The following is a 21,940-nucleotide window of genomic DNA, read 5'->3' on the forward strand; positions in this document are numbered from 1 at the left end:
GGGTGAGGGGTGTTGAGGTGCAGGCCATAACGCCGCCGCACCGCCATTACCCTCATCCAACTGCGGCTAGCTCGCTTCGCTCACAAGCCTTCGTATCCTTCTCCCACAAGGGGAGAAGGTTTGTCATGCCCACGCGGCGTCTCCATGATCTCGGTCAGCACGCCGCCCATGTCGCGCGGGTGGACGAAGAAGATCAGCGTCCCATGCGCGCCGATCCGCGGCTCCCCCAGCACGCGCTTGCCTCTGGCCTCGAACCACGCCCTGGCGACATGAATATCGGGCACCTCATAGCACAAATGATGTTGCCCCCCGGCCGGGTTCTTCGCCAGAAACCCATGGATCGGCGAGTCCGTGCCCAGCGGCTCGATCAACTCGATCTGCGTGTTCGGCGTATCGACGAAGCATACGCGCACGCCCTGTGTAGGCAGGTCGAATGGCTCGTGGATGTGCGTCGCGCCCATCACGTCGCGGTAGAAAGCGATGCTGTCCGCGATCGACGGTGTAGCGATTCCGATATGGTTGACGGGGCCAAGCTTCATTGTTGGAAGTCCGTGTCGGATTTAACCGAGAGCAGCAGCTCATCATAGATTCGGTTCATGAATTTTCGCGCGTCCAGTGCGGATTTGAACAGCAGATCAACGCCCATTGCGTCGAGAAGCGGTCGAATGTCGTCCGTCGTTCCGTCAGAGTTTTTCCAATCGCGCCATTCCTTGAGAATGCCACGACGGTGTTCAGTCGAGCCATCCCTCACCGCACATTTAATCGCTCCCTCAAGCGATCCGTACAAAAGGTCGTAATCCTGGTTGAAGTAGCACCCCATCATGTTTGCCAGCCAAGGCCAGCGCTCTTCAATTCTCTTTCGGCACTCGCGCTTGGCTCTGCTCATAGCGGAATATTGTCATGCTTCTTCCATGGGTTCTCTAGGCTCTTCCCCCGCAGCTTGCGTAGGCCCAGCGCCACCCGTCGCCGCGTCGAATGCGGCATGATCACTTCGTCCACGAAGCCCTTGCTCGCCGCGACGAACGGGTTGGCGAAGCGCGCCTCGTACTCCGCCGTGCGCTCGGCGATCTCCTCCGGCGTGCGGCCGCGGAAGATGATCTCCACCGCGCCCTTTGCGCCCATCACGGCGATCTCGGCGGTCGGCCAGGCATAGTTCAGATCACCGCGCAAATGCTTGCTCGCCATCACGTCGTATGCGCCGCCATAGGCCTTGCGGGTGATGACCGTGATCTTGGGCACGGTCGCCTCGGCGTAAGCGAACAGCAGTTTCGCGCCGTGCTTGATGATGCCGCTATGCTCCTGTCCCACGCCGGGCAGGAAGCCGGGGACGTCCACGAACGTCAGGATCGGAATCTCGAAGGCGTCGCAGAAGCGGACGAACCGCGCGGCCTTCTTGCTGGCGTTGATGTCGAGACATCCGGCCAGCACCATCGGCTGGTTTGCGACCACGCCGACCGTACGCCCCTCGATCCGGCCGAAGCCGATCAGGATATTGCCCGCGTGCGCCGGTTGCAGCTCGAAGAATTCGCCCTCGTCCAGCACCTTCACGATCAACTCGTGCATGTCATAGGGCTGGTTGGCGGATGGCGGGATCAGCGTGTCGAGGCTGTCCTCGATGCGGTCCCACGGATCGTCGCTCGGGCGGACCGGCGGCTCCTCGCGGTTCGACGCGGGGAGAAAATCGAAGAAGTCGCGCGCGGCCAACAGCGCCTCGATATCGTTTTCGAGCGCCAGGTCAGCAACGCCCGACTTGGTCGTGTGGGTGATCGCGCCGCCCAGTTCCTCCTGCGTCACCACCTCGTTGGTCACCGTCTTCACCACGTCCGGTCCGGTGACGAACATATAGCTCGAATCCTTCACCATGAAGATGAAGTCGGTCATCGACGGCGAATAGACGGCGCCGCCCGCGCACGGCCCCATGATGAGGCTGAGCTGCGGGACCACGCCCGATGCCAGCACGTTGCGCTGGAACACCTCGGCATAGCCGCCAAGGCTCGCCACGCCCTCCTGAATGCGCGCGCCGCCCGAATCGTTCAGGCCGATGACTGGCGCGCCCACCTTCATCGCCATGTCCATGATCTTGCAGATCTTCTGCGCATGGCGTTCGGACAGCGAGCCGCCGAACACGGTGAAATCCTGGCTGAACACGAACACAAGCCGGCCGTTGATCGTCCCCGATCCCGTCACCACCCCGTCGCCGGGAACCACCTGATCCTGCATCCCGAAATCGGTGCAGTTATGCTCGACATACATGTCCAACTCTTCGAAGCTGCCGGGGTCGAGCAGTACGTCCAGCCGCTCCCGCGCGGTCAGCTTGCCCTTGGCGTGCTGTGCGTCGATCCGCTTCTGGCCGCCGCCCATGCGGGCACCCTGACGGCGGCGTTCCAGTTCCTCGATCGTGGAGGCCATGCGCGTTACTCCGCTGCCTGCAATTCGGCCTTTGCCTCGACTGCCATCGGCGTAATGCCCAGCCGGGCGAACAGCGCGGCGTCGCGGTCATCCCCCGCATTGGCGGTGGTCAGCAACCGGTCGCCGGTGAAGATACTGTTCGCCCCAGCCATAAAGCACAATGCCTGCGTCGCATCGCTCATGCTTTCGCGCCCCGCGGACAGGCGGACCATGCTCTCCGGCATGGTGATCCGCGCCACCGCGACGGTGCGGACGAACTCGATCTCGTCGATCCGGGCCAGCGGCGTATCGGCCAGCATATCGCCCAGCACCGTGCCCTTGACCGGGACCAGCGCGTTCACCGGCACGCTTTCCGGATGGCGGGGCAGGGTGGCCAGCGCATGGATGAATCCGACCCGGTCGCTGCGCGTCTCGCCCATGCCGACAATGCCGCCGCAGCAGACGTTGATTCCGGCCCTGCGAACATGCTCCAGCGTGTCCAGCCGATCCTCGAACGAGCGCGTGGTGATAACCTCGCCATAGCGTTCCGGGGACGTATCGATATTGTGGTTGTAGTAATCCAGGCCCGCATCGGCCAGCATCCCTGCCTGCTGCTCGCTCAGCATGCCCAGCGTCATGCAGGTTTCCATGCCCATCGCCCGCACGCCCTTCACCATCTCGACGATGGCGGGCATGTCGCGGTCCTTGGGATTGCGCCACGCGGCACCCATGCAGAAGCGGGTGGAGCCATGGTCCTTTGCCTGCGCGGCCGATTGCAGCACGGCGCGCACGTCCATCAGCTTCGTTGCCTTCAGCCCGGTTTCGGCATGAGCGGACTGGTTGCAATAGCCGCAATCCTCGGGGCAGCCGCCGGTCTTGATGCTGAGCAGCGTCGACATCTGGACGGTGTCGGGCGCGTGATGCTGCCGGTGGATCGTCTGGGCCTGGAACATGAGTTCGCCAAAGGGCAGGTCGAACAGCGCGGCGATTTCGGTACGAGTCCAATCGGTGCGGACGGAATCTGTATTGGGGGAAATGGGGGCTCTCCTCTCTTGATGCCCTCTCTATCCGATCGCACGGGCTTGTGAAGGGCAGGGGCAGCACGGCTTTGCCCCCGGGCAGAAAAGCTATGGCTGAAATACGGCCCGGCCTATCCCATGTTGCGTGGACGCCCGGCCTGACCCTAGATGCCGCGCAAGCGAATCCACCAAGGCACGATCATGACCGTTCATTCGACCCAGATGCTGATCCTCGGTTCCGGCCCGGCGGGGCTGACCGCCGCCATCTATGCCGCGCGCGCCAGCATGAGCCCCATCGTCGTCCAGGGCATCCAGCCCGGCGGCCAGCTGACCACGACCACGGACGTCGAGAATTATCCCGGCTTTGCCGAGGTGATCCAGGGCCCCTGGCTGATGCAGCAGATGCAGGCGCAGGCCGAACATGTCGGCACGCGCATGATGTACGACACCATCGTCGATATCGACCTGTCGCAGCGGCCGTTCCGCCTGATCGGCGATTCGGGCGATGTGTACGAGGGCGAGACGCTGGTGATCGCCACCGGCGCCCAGGCGAAATGGCTGGGGCTGGAGAGCGAGGACCTGTTGAAGGGCAAGGGCGTATCGGCCTGTGCCACCTGTGACGGGTTCTTCTATCGCGGCAAGAAGGTGGCGGTCATCGGCGGCGGCAACACCGCGGTCGAAGAGGCGCTGTACCTGACCAACCACAGCCATGACGTCACCCTGATCCACCGCCGCGACACCCTTCGCGCCGAAAAGATCCTGCAGCAGCGGCTGTTCGCCAATGATCGCATCACGACGCTGTGGAACAAGGAAGTGGTCCGCTTCATCGACGGCGGCGGCATGGCGGGGCTGGTTGGCATGGAACTCCGCGACACCGTGACGGGCGAACTGTCGACGATCGAGGTGGACGGCGGCTTCGTGGCCATCGGCCATTCCCCGGCGACATCCCTGTTCAAGGGGCATCTTGAGCTGGACGAGGACGGCTATCTGAAGGTCGATGTCGGCAGCACCCGGACCAGCGTGCCCGGCGTGTTCGCGTGCGGCGACGTGATGGACAAGGTGTATCGCCAGGCCGTCACCGCCGCCGGCACCGGCTGCATGGCCGCCCTGGATGCCGAGCGGTTTCTGGCCGCCGCGCATTTCGCCATGGCCGAAGCGGCGGAATAAGGGAACGCCCCCGCTTCGGTCAGCCTTGCAGCACCGTTAGCATTTGATCCCTTAGCCAGCGTTTGTCCGCATCGCGCGCAAAGCTGTGGCTGTCGGTATCGCAGCGGATGACACTGATCCGGCCATGCAGCGGGGCAAATGCCGGGCCACGCCACGCATCGGCAAAGGCAATGGCGGTATTGTCGCAATCGGCCAGCAGCATAGTGACCGGCGCATCGCTCGCCATCAGCGCGGCTGCAACCGTGTCGGCGAGTGCACCCGGCTGAGACGGTTTGCGAACGATGCTGGCCAGGCCCTTCAAAAGCTTGGCAATGCTGACGTCACCGCGCAGCAGGCGCAACAGCTGTCTTGGATCGCGAAACCGATCGGCATAGCGGGCGCGGATCGCGGCGGGCGGGGGCATATCGCCGGTCGGCTCGACCACCCAGGGATTGGCCAGCACGAGCGCGTCGATCCCGGCGTCGCGGTGAAACAGCGCCAGCGCCGTGGCCGCATCGCAGTTGCCGAAGCCGATGATGCGGGTCAGCAAGGGACAATGATGCCGAAACGCCGCGGCTGCCGCCGCAATGTCGGGGCCGCTTGAAAGAAACCCGCCATTCTCGCCGGTCGAATCCCCGACGCCGCGCCGGTCGAACCGGAACACCGGGTAGCCGGCGGCGGCCAGTTGCGCCGCCAGCATCGCCATGCCCCGATGTGCGCCCCAGCGCACTTCATTGCCGCCGGATGCGATCAGCAGTCCGGTGGTGCCGTCCGCATCGTCAACCGATCCGATCAGGGTCTGGTTGGCACAGGGAAAGGCGATCAGCCGCCGCATTGCCGCACCCAATCGGCGACATCGGCCGCCAGCGCCGTTGCAAGGGCTTCGTCCTGCCCCGGTTCCGACCGCCGCCACAGGGGGGCCGCATCGAACCGGACGTCCGCCGGGGCGGGATCGCTGGCCAGCCGGGCGACCCGGCGCGGCATCGGCGGTTCGTCCTCGGTTTCGGGTGCCAGGGCATGGCCATGCGCCAGATGGACCAGCAGGTCTCCGGGTATCGCGTTGCCGGCCAGCGTCACCGTCGGCAAGGGGGTTTCCGGGGCGGGGGCGGCCATCAGCGCGGCCATTTCGCCCTCGAACGCTGCATCGCGCCCGCTTGCCTGTCGCGCACGGATCAGGTCGCGGACCAGCGATGCGCCCTCCACCGGTGCGAACTGATACAGGCTGGCCGCTGGCGTCCATCCGGTCAGCAGCGCCCCGCCGCGCAGCGTCAACACATGCACCGGCCGATCCGGAGAGACTTGATACGCACATTCCGCAAATGCGGATAACCACAGGAGGTAACTAGCCTTTTCCACCGGCGTTTCGCTTTCACCCATGCCCGGCAGGTCAGGCAGGGCGCATGTCAGCCCATGCGACGCCAGCGCCCGCATCACCGACAACAGAAAGGCGCGGGTCCGGTTCGATTCCTCGAACAATGCCTGCGCGATCAGCACGAGGGGGCCGTCGTCCGGTCCGGTTCGCAGCATCGGTTCGCGGCTGCCGGGCCAGGGAAAGCCCGGCCAGTGATGGGGTTTGACGGCGTATCCGCCGATCACACCAGCGCCCGTTCGGCGGCGAAGCGGGTTAGGCTGCCAAAGCTGTCCATCATGTCGGCATCGACATCCGCATCGTCGATCACGATGCCCAGCCGGTCCTCGATCTCGGTCAGCACCCCTGCCACGGCCAGCGAATCGAGTTCGGGCATCGCGCCGAACAGCGGCGTATCCGGCGCCAGCGCGGCCGCCCGTGCATCGGTAAGCGCCAGCACATCGCGCAAGACGTCGCGGATCACCGCTTCGATCCGGTCATATCCCTCTTGTACCAACCGCCCAGTCCTATTCCGTTTCGTCCGGTCCGCGCGTGGCGGACCGCCAGTCTGGGCGGGCGTTAGCCGCTGTCCCGATCAAAGCCAAGACTGCCCCTTGGCGACGGCCTGCCCGGGCGGCTATCACGTCCGGCGATGATCGCGCTCGACCCCCAGCCCAGACCCGTCGACCATCTGACCCAGTTCGGCCAGCCGCATCATCCTGCCCTGGCCGGTCGGGCTGGGGAATTGACCTATGCCGCGCTGGAAACGGCGGTTGCCCGGCTGGCCGGCTGGCTTGCCGAACAGGGTCTTTCGGCGGGGGACCGGGTGGCGACTTGGCTGCCGAAATCCTTGACCGCTTGCCTGATGCCGCTTGCCGCGCCGCGTGCCGGGCTGATCCATGTGCCCATCAATCCCCAGCTCAAACGGGCACAGGTCGCGCATATCCTGGCCGACAGCGGCGCGCGGCTGCTGGTCAGCCAACCTGCGCGGCTGGCGTTGCTCGGCAAAGGCGATGTCCCCGATGGGTGTGCATCGGCAACCGTCGAACAGGCACCGCCCGCCGGGGACCCCTTGCCGCCATCCACCGTCGATCCGGACACGCTGGCCGCGATCCTCTACACATCCGGTTCGACCGGCCGGCCAAAGGGCGTGATGCTGAGCCACGCCAATCTGTGGCTGGGGGCGATCAGCGTCGCGAATTATCTGCGGATCGATCCGGCGGATCGCGTGCTGGCCATCCTGCCGCTCAGCTTCGATTACGGCCAGAATCAGCTGTTTTCCACCTGGGCGGCGGGTGGTTGCGTCGTGCCGCTGGATTATCTGACCGCAAGAGACGTCGTTGCGGCGGTCGAACGGCACGCCATCACGACGCTGGCCGGGGTGCCGCCGCTATGGGTGCAGCTGATGGAGGCGGAATGGCCGCGGGCCGTGGCGATGGCGCTGCGGCGGCTGACCAATTCCGGCGGGGCGCTGACCCCGGCGATGGTGCGGTCGCTGCGGGCGCGGTTCCACAATGCCGACCTGTATCCGATGTACGGCCTGACAGAGGCGTTCCGGTCGACCTATCTGGACCCCGATCTGGTCGACGAACATCCCGATTCCATCGGGCGGGCGGTCCCGTTTGCCGAGGTGATGGTGGTACGACCCGATGGCAGCCGGGCGGCGCCCGGCCAGCCGGGCGAGCTGGTCCATGCCGGGCCGCTGGTCGGGCATGGATATTGGCGCGATCCCGAGCGCACCAAGCAGCGGTTCCGGCCGGCGCCGGAATGGTCGGCCGAAGGCGGCATGGCCGTATGGTCCGGCGATACGGTCGTCGAGGACGCGCACGGGCTGCTGCGGTTCGTCGGGCGCGATGATGAAATGATCAAGGTTTCCGGCAACCGGATCAGCCCGACCGAGATCGAGGAGGCAGCGCTGGCCGGGGCGGAGGCAGCGGAGGCGGTAGCGATCGGCGTGCCCGATCCGCGCACCGGCCACGCGATCTTGCTCGTCGCCCGCCCGCAGGGCGATGCCGCCCGTGCCGAAGCTGCGCTGCGCGACCGGCTGCGCCGCGATCTGCCCGGTTTCATGCAGCCTGCGCGCTATGTCTGGCGGGACGAACTGCCGCGCAACGCCAATGGCAAGCTGGATCGCGCAAGGCTTCGCGCGGAACTGGCGTCATGAAGCCGACGGGGCCGATCCCGCCGGATTATGCCGATCAGCACCGGCTGTCGATCGCGGGTCGCCCAGCATCGGACTGGCTGGCGGAATCGGGCGACGGTCCGTGCGTGCTGTACGACTTTGCCGTGGTCGCTGCCCGCATCGCCGCGCTGCGCACCGCCATGCCGCCGGGGCTGGACGTGCATTATGCGATCAAGGCCAATCCCTATCCGCCGCTGCTGGCCGCCATTGCCCCGCTGGTCGATGGCCTGGACGTGGCATCGGCGGGTGAGCTGGCCCTTGCCGGCACGCTCAAGTCCGGATCGGCGATCAGCTTTGCAGGACCGGGCAAGCGGGATGCCGAGCTGGATGCCGCCATCCTGGCCGGGGCGACGCTGAACCTGGAATCGGAAGGGGAGGCCGCGCGAGCGCTGGCGATCGGCGATCGTCTGGGCATCGCCCCGCGGCTGGCCGTGCGAGTGAACCCCGATTTCGAACTGCGCGGCTCGGGGATGAAGATGGGCGGCCGTGCCTCCCCCTTCGGCGTGGATGCCGAGCGGGTCCCGCCACTGGTTCGGGCGATTGTCGCTGGCGGGGCCGACTGGCGGGGGTTTCACCTCTATGCCGGGTCGCAGTCGCTGGATGCCGACGCCCTTTGCGATACCATGGCGGCATCGGTAGCCCTTGCCGCCCGCCTGGCCGACGAGGCCGGACATGCGCCGCCGCTCGTCAATCTGGGCGGCGGTTTCGGCATCCCCTATTTCGCCGGCGATGAGGCGCTGGATATCGCAGCGATCGGCCGTTCCCTCGCGGTTACGCTGGACGGGCGGCCCGAGCCCCTGCGCGACAGCGGCTTTGCGATCGAACTGGGGCGGTGGCTCGTCGGCGAATGCGGCGTGTATCTGACCCGGATCGTCGATGTGAAGGACAGTCGCGACGAACGATTCTACATCGTCGATGGCGGCCTGCACCATCAACTGGCCGCCAGCGGCAATTTCGGCACGGTGGTCCGGCGCAATTACCCGGTGGCGCTGGCCGACCGGATGCGGGACACGCCGGGCAGGCCGGTATCGGTGGTGGGATGCCTGTGCACCCCGCTGGACAGGCTTGCAGACCGGGTGGCGCTGCCCGATGCCCGGCCGGGTGACGTCGTCGCCCTGTTTCTGGCCGGGGCATATGGCGTCACGGCCAGTCCGGCTGCGTTTCTAGGCCATCCGCCCGCCACCGAACGACTGGTCGGCACGGATTGAGCCGGCCGCTCGCCTAACGCGATCTTAACCTCTTAACGCCATCACAGCCTTGAATTGGTGCGATTTGGCCGGGACGCCGGTCGATTCCGCACCGCATGGAGGCTGGGCGTGATGCGTTTGACACTTCGGACCCGTTTGCTGGCCGCACCGGCCACCATGGCCCTGCTGGGGACCATGCTGAACGGATGCGCAACCGGCAATCGTCAGGAACTGCCCCCTGCGGCGTTTGTCGCCGGGCGGGAGGCGCCGAGCGAGGAATATGTCATCGGCCCTCTGGACCAGCTCGACATCTTTGTCTGGCGCAATCCCGAACTGTCGGCAAAGGGGGTGCAGGTGCGTCCGGACGGCCGCATTTCCACCCCGCTGATCTCCGACATGCCCGCCGTCGGCAAGACCCCGTCGATGCTGGCCGACGACATGAAGATCGCGCTGGGCGAATATATCCAAGATCCGATCGTGTCGGTCATCGTCCAGAACTTTGCCGGCACGTTCAGCCAGCAGGTGCGGATCGTCGGCGCCACCGAAAAGCCCGCATCCATCCCCTATCGTGCCAGCATGACGGTGCTGGACGCCATGATCGCGGTCGGCGGGCTGTCGCCCACGGCGTCGGGCAACCGCGCCCGCCTGGTCCGTTACGACCGCAAGACGGGCAAGCAGACCGAATACAAGCTGCGGCTGGCCAGCCTGCTGAAGGACGGGGATACCGCCGCCAATGTCCGGCTGGAGCCGGGCGACGTCATCATCATCCCCGAATCCATGTTCTGAGGCGGCTGGCATGGACGGCATTTACGACGAGATCCGCGCGGGCATCCACGGCATCTGGCATCGACGCTGGGTGGCGCTGGCGGCTGCCTGGATCATCTGCCTGGCCGGCTGGTTCGGGGTATCCATGATCCCCACCCAGTATCAGTCGACGGCGCGCGTGCTGGTGCAATCGCCCAACCTGTTGCCCGATGGCACCGCCAGCGCCCAGGCACAGGTCGAACAGGCGCGGGAGATCGAACGGGTCCGCCAGACGCTGACATCGGCTGTCAACCTGGAAAAGGTCGTGCGCGGCACCGAACTCGCGCGCCAGGCATCGACGCCGCAGCAACTGGCAGGCCAGGTGGCGACGCTGCAAAAGGCGGTCAAGATCACGGCGCAGCAGGACAATCTGTTCGAAATCAGCGCATCGATCAGCAATCCCGATCTGACCGACGGCGGTAATGCCCGGCTGGCGCGTGCCGTTGTGCAAAAGATGATCGACATCTTCGTCGAGGATAACCTGACCCAGTCGCGCGACGGCACCGGCCAGTCGCTGCGCTTTCTGGACGAACAGATCGCCCTTCGCCAGCGGCAGCTGCAGGACAAGGAAAACCAGCGCAGCGATTTCAACAATCGCTTTCTGTCCGGCTTGCCCGGCACGGGATCGCTGAACGACCGGATCGGCCAGGCGCGGACCGCGCTGGCCGATGTCGATGCCCAGATGGCGGGTGCCAATTCCAGCCTGTCGGCGATCAATTCGCAGATGGCGGGAACGCCGGCGATGGTCGCTGGGGCTGGGGGCGCGGTTGCGGGCCCGGCACGTGCCCGGCTGGCCGCGATCGAGGGCCAGATTGCCGAGGGCCGTGCCCGCGGCTGGACCAATTCGCATCCCGACATGCGCGCGCTCGCGGCGCAGCTGGCGCTTGCCCGCGCCGCTGCCGCGAACGAGGGGACGGGCGGCGCGGTGGCCGGGCAGCAGAACCCGGTCTATGTCGGTCTGCGCACGCAACAGGCCGAACGCCAGGCGCGCGTTGCCGAACTGGGCCAGCGCAAGGCGATGATCGAGGGGCAACTCGCCCAGCTTCAGCGCGCGCTTCAGTCCGATCCCAATGCCGCAGCTGCGCAGGCCCAGCTGGACCGCGATATTGACGCGCTGCGCGAGACTTACCGTCGGCTGGTCGACGACCGCGAAAACGTGCGGCTGAAGGGTCAGGTTCAGGCTGAAACCGCACCCGTGCGGTTCAAGGTGATCGATCCGCCCACGCTGCCGCGTGCTCCCGCATCGCCCAACCGTCCGCTGCTGCTGGCGGCGGTGCTGATCGTCGGCCTTGGCGGCGGCATGGCGGCTGCCTTTGCCCTCAGCCGCGTCCAGACCACCTGGCCGACCGCCGACCGGCTGGAACGGGCCAGTGGCCTGCCGGTCATCGGATCGATCAGCGAAGTGGTGCTCGCCACTCAGACCGCGCTTCGCCGCAAGCGACTGATGCTGTTTGCCGGTGGTGCAGGGGGGCTTGTCGTCGTGTTCGTGGCGATGCTGGGCATCGACCTGATCAGTGTCGGCATGATGGCGTGAGGAACCGGTAATGAACGAACCCCGCCGCATTCAGGGTAGCCTGCTGGAACGTGCCGCCGGCCTGAACGCCTTTGCGCCGCCGCCGCGCCCTGTCGCTGCGCCTGCCGCACCCGTAATCGACCGGACCGCTCCCGAAGCGAGGACCGATTCGCCGGTTGCCCCGGCGGCCGAACGGCCTGTCGTAGCACCGGTTGCCGCCCCGGCTCCTGCATCGCCCGCAGCGCGTCCGGTGGCACGGACCGTGCGCCGCCGCGTTGCGATCGACCGCGAGCGGCTGGCCGATCATGGCCTGCTGGTCCCCGATGCGCCGGTCGATGTGCTGGCCGAGGAGTTTCGGCTGGCCAAGCGGCAGGTGCTGCTGACCGCGCGCAAGGTGGCCGATGCCGATGATGCCCGCGCCCGCATGGTCCTGATCAGTTCGGCCCGGCCGAATGAGGGCAAGACCTTTTGCGCGATCAACCTCGCCATCTCGCTCGCCGCCGAAAAGGATGTCGAGGTGTTGCTGGTGGATGCCGATTTCGCCAAGCCGGACGTGCCGGGGCGGCTGGGCGTCGATGCGGGTTCGGGCCTGCTGGATGCGCTAGCCGATCCGGCCTTCGACGTCGAAAGCTGCATCCTCGATACCGACATCGCCAATCTAACGTTGTTGCCGGCGGGCACGCTTCGCGCCAACGATACCGAATTGCTGGCCAGCAATCACGCGCACGCGCTGCTGCACGGTCTGGCGATGGCTGATCCGCGCCGGATCGTCATTTTCGATTCTCCCCCGGCGCTGGCGGCATCGCCGGCATCGGTACTGGCGCTGAATGTCGGTCAGACGCTGATCGTGGTGCGCGCAGACCGGACGACCGAGGGGGATTTGCGGGAAACCGTCGCTCTGCTCGACGGATGCGACCAGCTGCAGCTGCTGATCAACAGCGTCACCTTTCAGCGGAGCGGCCCGCGCTTCGGCAGCTATTACGGACAGGAGTCCCAGAAATGACCCGGCTTGCCCTGATCGGTGCGGGGGTCGGTCTGATCGGCATTGCGGCTCCGGCCGTCGCCCAGACCGCAGCGCCCGCCGAACGCACCGTCGCCATCTCTCCCTATGTTCAGGTCGGCCAGATCCTGACCGCCGACCTGCGGGAAAACGACGTGCTGACCTATTCCACGGTCACCGCCGGGATCGATGCCACCGTCCAGACACAGCGCGTCACCGTCCAGCTGAATTATCAGTATGAGCGGCGCTTCTCCTGGGATGACCGGCTGGAGGACGGCGACGTTCATTCGGGACTGGCCAATGCCGCGGTGCAGATCGCGCCGGGCCTGTCGGTCGAGGGGGGCGCGATCGCCACGCGCGGCCGGTTCGACAGCCGCGGTGACGCACCGACCAATCTGGTGGGCAATGTCGGCAACACGGTCCAGGTCTATTCCGCTTATGTCGGCCCCAGCTTTTCCAGCCAGGTCGGCCCGGCATCGGTGACCGCCGCCTATCGGTTGGGCTATACCAAGGTCGAGTCGCCGGGCGTGGTCGGCATCGATCCGACCGCGCCGCCAGTCGATGTGTATGACGACGCCACCAGCCAGCTGGCCATCGCCTCCGTCTCGACCGGGGCGGGCGATGTGCTGCCCGTCGGACTGACGGTCAGCGGTGCCTATCAGCGCGAAGAGGCGCGCCAGCTCGACCAGCGGTATGAAGGGGGCTTTGCTCGCGCGGATGCGGTGCTGCCGGTCAGCCGGACCGTCGCGCTGGTCGGCGGCGTCGGCTATGAAAACATCGATATCAGCCAGCGCGACGTGCTGCTGGACGCCAATGGCGATCCGGTGCTGGATACCAATGGCCGGTTCGTCACCGATCCCAATTCGCCGCGCCGCCGCGCCTTTGCCTTTGACGGCGTCTATTATGACGGCGGCCTGTTGTGGCGGCCCAGCCCCCGGCTGACGCTGGAGGCGCGCGTGGGCGAACGGTACGGCACGTTCAGCGGCACGGGTTCGCTCAGCTGGCAGACCTCGCCCTCGTCCGGGCTGCAGATCGGCGTCTATGACAGCGTGCAGAGCTTTGGCCGCCAGCTGAACGGCGCGATCGACCGGCTGCCGACCAGCTTCACCAACAATCGCGATCCGTTCAGCGACAATTACAATGGCTGCATCTTCGGATCGGGCGGCGACGCCGGCGGCCAGTGCCTGAACGGCGTCTTCCAGTCGGTGACCACGGCCAATTTCCGGGCGCGCGGCGTCGATGCGGTTTGGTCGGCCCAACGGGGCAACACGCAGTTCGGCGTCGGTGGTGGTTATGCCCATCGCCGCTTCTATGTCCCCGACGTGCCGGTGGGCGCGGTGATCGACGGCGCCAATGACCAGGCCTGGTATGTGCAGGCATTCGCCGCGCGGGCGCTGGACAGCCAGTCGAGCGTCACCGGCAATGTCTATGGCAATTATTACGACAGCGGGATCGTGGGCGGCGGCGATGTGTGGGGGCTGGGGGCGAATGCCGCCTATTCCCGCAATTTCGGCCGGCTGAACGCTCAGGTCGTCGGCGGGATCGACACGTTCGATTCCGACGCGGCGCTGCGGTCGGACATCGTTGCACAGGCGCTGGTCGCGCTGGGATATCGTTTCTGATCCGGCGCGGGGGCGCGCCACGGAGAGCCTGATTATGTACGACGCCCATTACGGATTGAGCGGACGCCCGTTCCAGCTGACGCCCGATCCGACCTTCTGGTTCGACACGGCCAGCCACCGAAAGGCGATGGCCTATCTGGGCTATGGCCTGAGCCAGGGCGAGGGCTTCATCGTCATCACCGGGGAACCGGGGACTGGCAAGACCACCCTGGTCGCGCATCTGATGGAAACCATCGACTCCGACCAGCTGCAGGTGGTGCGCATCGTCACCACCCAGGTGGCGGCGGCCGATCTGCTGCATCTGGTCGCCGACGGGCTGGGCGCGGACACGCGCGGGCTGGCCAAGGCCGATGTGCTGAAGGCGATCGAGCGGGCGCTCCACGCGGTTGCCAGGGCGGGCCGCCGTGCGCTCTTGATCGTCGACGAAAGCCAGTCGCTGCCCGTCGACAGCCTGGAAGAGCTGCGAATGCTCTCCAACTTTCAATCGGGCGGCTTTCCGCTGCTGCAGATCCTGTTGCTGGGCCAGCCGGAGTTCCGCACCCTGCTGACCGGGACCGGCGGGCTGGAACAGCTTCGCCAGCGGGTGATCGCCATGCACCACCTGATGCCGATGGAGCCGGAAGAGGTCGGCCCCTATCTGGCGCACCGGCTGGCCCGTGTCGGCTGGACCGGCAATCCCGATTTCGAGGGCGAGGCGATTGCGGCCATGTATCGCTGGTCGGGCGGCGTCCCGCGCCGGTTGAATCAGCTCGCCACCCGCGTGCTGCTCTATGGCGCGGTCGAACAGCTCGACCGGTTCAGCGCCGAACACATCGATGCGGTCGCGGCCGATCTGGATGCCGACATGACCCAGCCCGAGCAGGACGGGGCAGGGGAACCGGCCACGCCTGCGCCGGCACTGGAGCCGATGGCGCTGACCCCGGCGGCCGCGCCCCGCCCGCCATTGCCGATCCGGCCGGAGGGCGAGGCCGTCCATGCCAACGCGCTCCCCACTCGCCCGGTGGATGACGCGTTCGCCGCCCGGCTGGACGCGATCGAGGCGCGGCTGGAGGAACAGGATGCGGCGCTGCGCCGGGTCTTGACGCTGCTGGTCGACTGGATTGAAACCGACGCCCGCAAGGCGGAAGTGGCCGGCGTTCAATCCAACGCCGCCTGATACCGGGCAGGGGAGCCGTTCAATGCTGCATCATCCGATTGCGCCCGGCCCCGTGCTGAATGGCATGTCGGTGGATATCGAGGACTGGTTCCAGGTCGGCGCCTTTGAAACGGTGCTGTCGCCCGATCGCTGGGACAGCCTGGAACACCGGGTCGAACGCAACACCGATGCCGTGCTGGCGCTGTTTGCAGAGGCGGGGGTTTCCGCAACCTTCTTCACCCTTGGCTGGGTGGCGCATCGCTATCCGGCGCTGATGCGGCGGATCGTCGATCAGGGGCATGAACTGGCCAGCCATGGCTGGGCGCATGGCCGGGTGTTCCGCATGACCGCCGACCAGTTCCGCGACGATATCGACCGCGCGCGAAAGACGCTGGAGGATGCATCGGGCACGCCGGTCACCGGCTACCGCGCCCCCAGCTTCTCGATCGATCAGCGGACCCCGTGGGCGCACCCGATCCTGGCGGAGGCCGGCTATGCCTATTCGTCCAGCGTCGCTCCGGTGACGACCGATCATTATGGCTGGGCCGACGCGCCAAAGCGGGCATGGCGACCGGTGGCGGGCAGCGATCTGATCGAGCTGCCGATCACGCTCGGCAGCCTGTTCGGCAAACCGACGCCGGCGGGGGGCGGGTTCTTCCGCTTGTTCCCCGGCGGCTTCACCACGCGCGCCGTGCGCGACGCCAATGCCGACGATGCACGGCCGGCCATGTTCTATTTCCACCCATGGGAGATCGATCCGGGTCAGCCGCGGGTCAGCGATGCGCCGCTCAAATCCCGGATCCGCCATTATGCCCGGTTGGGTGCGATGGCGGGCAAGCTGCGCACCCTGCTGCGCGACCACCGCTGGGGCCGCTGCGACGCGGTCGCCGCCGCCGAAGCGGCCCGGCTGCCATGAACGCCCCAGCTTTTGCCAGCGCGCTGTCGGTGCGCGTCGCCGACTTGGGCGATCCGGCGGAGCGCGCCCGGATCGACGCGTTCGTCGACGAACAGCCCGCTGCCACCCCCTTTCACCATAGCCGGTGGTCGATTGCGACGGCGCGGGGAACGGGACAGCGCTGGCATTATCTGGTTGCAGAGGATGCGCGCGGGTCGCTTCGCGGCGTGCTGCCTCTGACCGAGATGCATTCGCCCCTGTTTGGCCGGGCACTGGTTTCGACCGGTTTCGGCGTCGATGGCGGAATCCTGGCCGACCATGGCCGCGCCGTCGCGGCCCTGGCCGAATCGGCGGTTGCCCTGTCGCATCGCCTGTCCTGTCCCACGGTCGAGTTGCGCGGCGGTGCGGCCCCCGGGGATGGATGGGTGGCGGACGGGCACAGCTATCTGGGCCATGTGCGTCCGCTGGCGGCCGACGACGCCGCCGAATTGCTGGCGATCCCGCGTAAGCAGCGCGCGGAGGTGCGCAAGGCGCTGGACAAGGATTTGGCCGTCACCACCGGTGATGCCCCCGCCGACCGGGCGGCCCATTATGCCGTCTATGCCGAATCCGTCCGCAATCTGGGCACGCCGGTGTTTCCCGTGCGGCTGTTTGCAGAGGTGCTGGATGCGTTCGGTTTGGATGCCGATATCCTGACGGTGAGCCACGGCGCAGAACCGGTGGCCAGCGTGCTGTCGCTCTATTGGCGCGGCACGGTCTATCCCTATTGGGGGGGCGGCACGCACGCCGCCCGTGCGCTTCGGGCCAACGACCTGATGTATTATGCGCTGATGGGTCACGCCCGGCGTCGCGGCTGCACGGCATTCGACTTTGGCCGGTCGAAAACGGGAACCGGGGCGGCCGCGTTCAAGAAGAACTGGGGGTTCGACCCTCAGCCGCTCGCCTATTTCAAGCGCGCCTGGGACGGGGTGCCGATGCGCGAGGTCAATCCGCTCAGCCCGAAATTCCGGCTGCAGGTGGCGGCCTGGCAGCGGCTGCCGCTGGGCATCGCCAACCGGCTTGGGCCATGGATCGCCCGGGGCCTGGGCTGATGGGCGACATCCTCTACCTCGCCCATCGCATTCCGTATCCCCCCGACCGCGGCGACAAGATCCGCAGCTATCATCAGCTGGTGCATCTGGCGGCACGCCACCGGGTGCATCTGGTCGCCTTTGCCGACGATCCGCGGGATATGCATCACGGGCCGGCACTCGGCCGGCTGGCGGCAAGCCACCACATCCTGCTCCGGACCAAGGGGCGGGCGTGTGCCGCCATCGAGGCACTGGCCGCTGGCCGCCCCGTGTCGCTGACGGCCTTTGCCGATCCGGCAATGGCGCGCGCGGTGAATGCCGTGCTGACCCGCCATCCGATCGATACCCTGTTCGTGTTTTCCGGCCAGATGGCGCAATATCTGCCGGATCGGACCACGGCCCGGATCGTGATGGATTTCGTGGACATGGATTCCGCGAAATTCGCCGATTACGGGGCGGGGACCGGACCAATGGCCTGGATGATGCGGCGCGAGGCGCGATTGCTTCAGGCATTCGAGGCGGCGGTGGCCGCTCGCGTCGATGCCAGCTTGTTCGTCAGCACGGCCGAAGCCGGACTGTTCACGGACCGCACCGGCGCACCGCGCGTTCATGCCGTCGAAAACGGCATCGATACCGATCGTTTCGATCCTGCGTCCGTCGCGCCGATCGATGTCGCCGGCCCGTTGATCGTGTTCACCGGCCAGATGGACTATCGGCCGAACGAGGATGCGGTTGCCGGTTTTGCCCGCAACGTCCTGCCCCTGATCCATGCCCGCAGGCCCGATGCCCGCTTTTCGATCGTCGGGCGCGCGCCGACCGAAGCGGTGCGCAGGCTGGCGCAATTGCCCGGCGTGATCGTGACCGGAGAGGTGCCGGATACGCGGCAATGGCTGGCGGCGGCATCGGTCGTCGTCGCTCCGCTGGCGATTGCCCGCGGCGTGCAGAACAAGGTGCTGGAGGCGATGGCGATGGCCCGCCCGGTCGTCGCCAGCCCGGCGGCGGCTGAGGGAATCGATCATGGCGGCGCGCTGCGCGTTGCCGATGGATCGGCGGCGATGGCGGCGGCGGTTGCTGGCCTGATCGACGATCCGGCGGCGGCGCTGCTCGGCGCCCGCGCCCGGGATCAGGTGATTGCCCGATATGGCTGGGATGCCTGCCTGAGGGGACTGGACGCGCTGATCGGCTGTGATCGCCCGGCCGCGCGGGATGCGGCATGACGCTGGCCTGGCCCAGTCCCTTGGCCGTGCAAACGGCCCCGGCCGCCTGGCAGCGCCACGGCATCGCGCTGGCCGTCGCATGGGCGGCGCTGTTGCTGCTGTTTGCAGGCGACGTGGCTGACCTGGCCGAAATCTATTGGAATTCGACGACGTTCGGCCATTGCCTGTTCGTGCCGCCGATCCTCGGCTGGCTCGTCTGGCAGCGTCGGACGGAGCTGGCGCAGGTAACGCCGGTTGCCTGGTGGCCGGCCCTGATCCCGCTTGCCGGGGCGGCCCTGCTCTGGATTGTCGGCGATGCCGCCGGGGTCGCTCTGTTGCGGCATGTGGCGCTGGTCGGGATGATGCAATGCTCGGCGATCGCGCTGCTCGGGCCGAATGTGGCGCGCGGGCTGATCTTTCCGCTGGCCTATATGATCTTTCTGGTGCCGTTCGGCGAGTTCATGGAGGCACCGCTTCAGTCGGTTACGGTCGACATGGTGATGGCGTTGCTTGCGCTGTTTCAGGTGCCGGCATCGGTTGACGGCGTGCTGATCACCACGTCCAACGGGTTTTTCGAGGTGGCAGAGGCGTGTTCGGGCAACAAGTTCCTGATCGCCATGCTCGCCTATGGCTCGCTGGTCGCCAATGTCTGTTACCTGTCATGGCGGCGACGGATCGCGTTCATGGCAATGGCGCTGGTCGTGCCCGTGCTTGCCAACGGGGTGCGGGCATTCGGCACCATCTATGCCGCCTGGTGGACCAGTGTGGAGGCGGCGACCGGGTTCGACCATATCGTCTATGGCTTCGTCTTCTTCGCGCTGGTCATGGTGGCCGTGATCGCCATGGGCTGGCGCTGGTTCGACCGCGATCCGGCCATGCCCTGGTTCGATCCGGCCCGGCTCCAGTCGCCGCCCGCCCGGACCTTGGATCGCTGGACGGCCACCGGCGCGGTCATCGGGATCGCGGTGCTGGCGGCGACGGCTGCCTGGGCCACCGACCTGCGCGCCCAGCCGCTGCCCGCGCGGATCGACCTGCCCGATGTTCCGGGCTGGACGCGGATCGAAGCCAGCCGCACCGCGCCGTGGGAGCCCAATTATCCGACCGCCGATCACCGGCTGATCGGCCGGTACCGCGATTCGGTCGGCCGGACGGTCGATCTGGGCATCGCCGTCTATGCCGGCCAGCGCGAGGGGCATGAGCTGGTCGCCCATGGCCAGGGCGCGATCCGCGAAAACGACGTCTGGGTCCGCATCGAGGATATGGACCCGATCCAGGACGGATCGACCCTGCGCATGATCGGGCCCAACCGGGTGGAGCGGGAAGTGGCGACATGGTACCGTGTCGGCAATGTCGTCACCGCCAGTGAAAAGCGCGTCAAGCTGGAGACGCTTCGGGTCAAACTGCTGGGCGGGCCGCAGCGCGCCGTTGCCGTGCTGATTTCCGCCGAACGCACCGATCAGGACAGCCGCCGCGCGATCCGGGATTTCCTGGCGGCGATGGGGCCGATCGACCGGGTTGCCGATCGCGCTGCCGGGATGCCGCGCTGATGTGCGGCATTGCCGGGCTGTATCATCCCGAAACGCCAAAGCCGGTCGATCCCGCCCGCATCGCCATGATGACCGATGCCATCGCGCATCGCGGGCCGGACGGATCGGGCGTGTGGACTGCGCCGGGCGTCGGGCTAGGCCATCGGCGGCTGTCGATCATCGACCTGGCGGGCGGGGCACAGCCCATGGCTCTGCCGTCGGACAGCCATGTCGTCGTGTTCAATGGCGAGGTTTACAATTTTCTCGAGGTTCGCGCCGAGCTGGAGGCGATGGGCGCGCGGTTCACCTCGAACAGCGATACCGAAGTGCTGCTGCATGGCTGGCGTGCCTGGGGTCCGGACCTGCTCGCCCGGCTGAACGGCATGTTCGCCTTTGCCCTGTACGATGCCGACCGACGCAGCCTGTTCCTGGCGCGCGACCGGATGGGGGTGAAGCCGCTCTTCTATACGGAGCTTGCCGATGGCGCGGTTGCCTTTGCCTCCGAACTCAAGGGGTTGCTGGCACATCCTCTGTTCCGGCGTCAGGTGAATCCCGCCGCGATCGAGGATTTCATGGCCCTGGGCTATGTGCCCGACGATACGGCGATCCTGGCCGGAGTGTCGAAACTGCCGGCCGGGCATTTCCTGTTGCTGGAGCGCGGTCGCCCGGTGCCGCAGCCGGTGCAGTGGTGGGATGTCGATTTCTCGCGCCGCGCGCGCGGCTCGACGGCGGACCTGCAGGCGGAACTCACCCATCATCTGCGCGAGGGGGTGCGTTCGCGGATGGTGGCGGATGTGCCGCTCGGCGCGTTCCTGTCTGGCGGCGTGGACAGCTCTGCGGTGGTCGCGCTGATGGCAGAGACTAGTCGCCAGCCGGTCAAGACCTGCACCATCGGCTTTGCCCAGGCCGATCATGACGAAACCGCCTATGCCCAAGCGATCGCGGACCGCTTTGCCACCGACCACCGCACACGCCGCGTCGATGCCGATGATTTCGGCCTGATCGACACGCTGGTCGCGGCCTATGACGAACCCTTTGCCGACCCGTCGGCGCTGCCCACCTATCGCGTATGCCAGCTTGCGCGCGAAACGGTGACGGTTGCCCTGTCCGGCGACGGCGCGGACGAGGCGATGGCCGGGTATCGCCGCTATCGCTTTCACGCGGCCGAGGAACGGGTGCGCGGCGTGATCCCGGACGGTGTGCGTTCTACCCTGTTCGGAACCGCCGGGCGCCTATACCCAAAGGCCGACTGGGCGCCGCGCATGTTCCGGGCAAAAACTACGCTGCTGGCGCTGGCGGAGGATGGGGCGGATGCCTATGCCAAGGCGGTCGGCGTGACGACGCCCGCGCTGCGCCAGCGGCTGTACGGTGATGCCATGCGCCGTACCATCGGGGGGTACCGGGCGGAGGAGCGCTATCTGGCCGCCATGCGCGACGCCCCGGCGCGCGATCCGCTGGACCGGGCGCAATATGCCGATTTCCGGCACTGGCTTCCGGGCGACATCCTGACCAAGATCGATCGGACCAGCATGGCGGTGGGGCTGGAGGCGCGCGAGCCGCTGCTCGATCACCGGCTGATCGAGTTCGCCGCCACCCTGCCGGTATCGATGCGCTTGCGCGGCGGGCAGGGCAAATGGCTGATGAAACGGGCGATGGAGCCCTATCTGCCGCGCGATATCCTCTATCGGCCAAAGCAGGGGTTCGACGTGCCGATCGCCGGCTGGTTCCGTGGCCCGCTGGCGGATCAGGCGGCGGCACTCGCCACGTCGCCCGTGCTGCTGCAATGGTTCGACGGCAAGGCGCTTGCCCGGATCGCAGGCGATCACCGGTCGGGCATGGCCGATCATGATCGCACGCTGTGGCAGCTCATGACCCTGGAACGCAGCCTCAGGCGCCTGCTGGCCTGATC

At 67.0% G+C, this 21,940-nt stretch carries 19 protein-coding genes and 2 pseudogenes; 13 read left to right on the forward strand and 8 right to left on the reverse strand.

Annotation, left to right across the window (positions count from 1 at the left end; genetic code table 11):
* Positions 1-80 precede the first annotated feature (80 nt).
* From mce to ACPVPU_RS07930, 5 genes and pseudogenes are all read right to left on the reverse strand, one after another.
* The gene (mce, locus tag ACPVPU_RS07910; RefSeq protein WP_448657390.1) at positions 81-539 is read right to left on the reverse strand and encodes a methylmalonyl-CoA epimerase; all 459 of its coding nucleotides are present in this window, start codon (positions 537-539) and stop codon (positions 81-83) included.
* Entirely contained in the window at positions 536-886 is a 351-nt protein-coding gene (locus ACPVPU_RS07915; RefSeq protein WP_448657391.1) for a contact-dependent growth inhibition system immunity protein, read from the reverse strand. The genes mce and ACPVPU_RS07915 overlap by 4 nt, the downstream gene beginning before the upstream one ends.
* On the reverse strand, positions 883-2,409 hold the full coding sequence (locus ACPVPU_RS07920; protein ID WP_448657392.1) for an acyl-CoA carboxylase subunit beta: 1,527 nt from the start codon (positions 2,407-2,409) through the stop codon (positions 883-885). Before ACPVPU_RS07920 ends, ACPVPU_RS07915 begins: the two co-directional genes overlap by 4 nt.
* A 5-nt stretch (positions 2,410-2,414) precedes the next feature.
* Positions 2,415-3,404, reverse strand: a pseudogene (gene bioB, locus ACPVPU_RS07925) (biotin synthase BioB); the annotation flags it as partial.
* Positions 3,356-3,466, reverse strand: a pseudogene (locus tag ACPVPU_RS07930) (hypothetical protein); the annotation flags it as partial. The pseudogenes bioB and ACPVPU_RS07930, both read right to left, overlap by 49 nt.
* Before the next feature lie 142 nt (positions 3,467-3,608).
* On the opposite strand from ACPVPU_RS07930, the gene trxB reads away from it, so the two are divergent.
* Positions 3,609-4,574, forward strand: coding sequence for a thioredoxin-disulfide reductase (trxB, locus tag ACPVPU_RS07935; RefSeq protein WP_448657393.1), 966 nt, complete (start codon positions 3,609-3,611; stop codon positions 4,572-4,574).
* 19 nt (positions 4,575-4,593) lie between these two features.
* On the opposite strand, the gene ACPVPU_RS07940 is transcribed toward trxB, so the two are convergent.
* From ACPVPU_RS07940 to ACPVPU_RS07950, 3 genes are read right to left on the reverse strand one after another with little or no spacing between them, the layout of a single operon-like run.
* Positions 4,594-5,388 (reverse strand): hydrolase 1, exosortase A system-associated, encoded by a 795-nt coding sequence (locus tag ACPVPU_RS07940; protein WP_448657394.1) that lies wholly within the window; start codon positions 5,386-5,388, stop codon positions 4,594-4,596.
* On the reverse strand, positions 5,376-6,149 hold the full coding sequence (locus ACPVPU_RS07945; protein ID WP_448657395.1) for a hypothetical protein: 774 nt from the start codon (positions 6,147-6,149) through the stop codon (positions 5,376-5,378). Before ACPVPU_RS07945 ends, ACPVPU_RS07940 begins: the two co-directional genes overlap by 13 nt.
* Positions 6,146-6,418 (reverse strand): phosphopantetheine-binding protein, encoded by a 273-nt coding sequence (locus ACPVPU_RS07950; protein ID WP_448657396.1) that lies wholly within the window; start codon positions 6,416-6,418, stop codon positions 6,146-6,148. Before ACPVPU_RS07950 ends, ACPVPU_RS07945 begins: the two co-directional genes overlap by 4 nt.
* Positions 6,419-6,553: 135 nt before the next feature.
* On the opposite strand from ACPVPU_RS07950, the gene ACPVPU_RS07955 reads away from it, so the two are divergent.
* From ACPVPU_RS07955 to ACPVPU_RS08010, 12 genes are all read left to right on the forward strand, one after another.
* Entirely contained in the window at positions 6,554-8,065 is a 1,512-nt protein-coding gene (locus tag ACPVPU_RS07955; RefSeq protein ID WP_448657398.1) for an acyl-CoA ligase (AMP-forming), exosortase A system-associated, read from the forward strand.
* The gene (locus ACPVPU_RS07960; protein ID WP_448657399.1) at positions 8,062-9,291 is read left to right on the forward strand and encodes a pyridoxal-dependent decarboxylase, exosortase A system-associated; all 1,230 of its coding nucleotides are present in this window, start codon (positions 8,062-8,064) and stop codon (positions 9,289-9,291) included. The genes ACPVPU_RS07955 and ACPVPU_RS07960 overlap by 4 nt, the downstream gene beginning before the upstream one ends.
* A 156-nt stretch (positions 9,292-9,447) precedes the next feature.
* Positions 9,448-10,056 (forward strand): XrtA/PEP-CTERM system exopolysaccharide export protein, encoded by a 609-nt coding sequence (locus ACPVPU_RS07965; RefSeq protein WP_448660443.1) that lies wholly within the window; start codon positions 9,448-9,450, stop codon positions 10,054-10,056.
* A gap of 10 nt (positions 10,057-10,066) precedes the next feature.
* Positions 10,067-11,608, forward strand: a complete 1,542-nt coding sequence (locus ACPVPU_RS07970) for an XrtA system polysaccharide chain length determinant (RefSeq protein WP_448657400.1) — start codon at positions 10,067-10,069, stop codon at positions 11,606-11,608.
* Between the two features lie 10 nt (positions 11,609-11,618).
* On the forward strand, positions 11,619-12,590 hold the full coding sequence (locus ACPVPU_RS07975; RefSeq protein WP_448657401.1) for an AAA family ATPase: 972 nt from the start codon (positions 11,619-11,621) through the stop codon (positions 12,588-12,590).
* Complete coding sequence (locus ACPVPU_RS07980) at positions 12,587-14,209, forward strand: hypothetical protein (protein WP_448657402.1); 1,623 nt, start codon at positions 12,587-12,589, stop codon at positions 14,207-14,209. Before ACPVPU_RS07975 ends, ACPVPU_RS07980 begins: the two co-directional genes overlap by 4 nt.
* A 34-nt stretch (positions 14,210-14,243) precedes the next feature.
* The gene (locus ACPVPU_RS07985; RefSeq protein WP_448657403.1) at positions 14,244-15,365 is read left to right on the forward strand and encodes an ExeA family protein; all 1,122 of its coding nucleotides are present in this window, start codon (positions 14,244-14,246) and stop codon (positions 15,363-15,365) included.
* 22 nt (positions 15,366-15,387) lie between these two features.
* Positions 15,388-16,260 carry an XrtA system polysaccharide deacetylase gene (locus ACPVPU_RS07990; RefSeq protein WP_448657404.1) on the forward strand — a complete coding sequence of 291 codons (873 nt, stop codon included), beginning with the start codon at positions 15,388-15,390 and terminating at the stop codon, positions 16,258-16,260.
* Positions 16,257-17,330: a FemAB family XrtA/PEP-CTERM system-associated protein gene (locus ACPVPU_RS07995; protein WP_448657405.1), complete on the forward strand. Its 1,074-nt coding sequence runs from the start codon at positions 16,257-16,259 to the stop codon at positions 17,328-17,330. The genes ACPVPU_RS07990 and ACPVPU_RS07995 overlap by 4 nt, the downstream gene beginning before the upstream one ends.
* A complete protein-coding gene (locus ACPVPU_RS08000) occupies positions 17,330-18,526 on the forward strand; it encodes a TIGR03087 family PEP-CTERM/XrtA system glycosyltransferase (protein ID WP_448660444.1) in 1,197 nt (398 codons plus the stop codon). The genes ACPVPU_RS07995 and ACPVPU_RS08000 overlap by 1 nt, the downstream gene beginning before the upstream one ends.
* On the forward strand, positions 18,523-20,052 hold the full coding sequence (xrtA, locus tag ACPVPU_RS08005; RefSeq protein WP_448657406.1) for an exosortase A: 1,530 nt from the start codon (positions 18,523-18,525) through the stop codon (positions 20,050-20,052). Before ACPVPU_RS08000 ends, xrtA begins: the two co-directional genes overlap by 4 nt.
* Positions 20,052-21,938 carry an XrtA/PEP-CTERM system amidotransferase gene (locus ACPVPU_RS08010; protein WP_448657407.1) on the forward strand — a complete coding sequence of 629 codons (1,887 nt, stop codon included), beginning with the start codon at positions 20,052-20,054 and terminating at the stop codon, positions 21,936-21,938. Before xrtA ends, ACPVPU_RS08010 begins: the two co-directional genes overlap by 1 nt.
* Positions 21,939-21,940 lie beyond the last annotated feature (2 nt).

Source organism: Sphingomonas paludis, assembly GCF_053502515.1.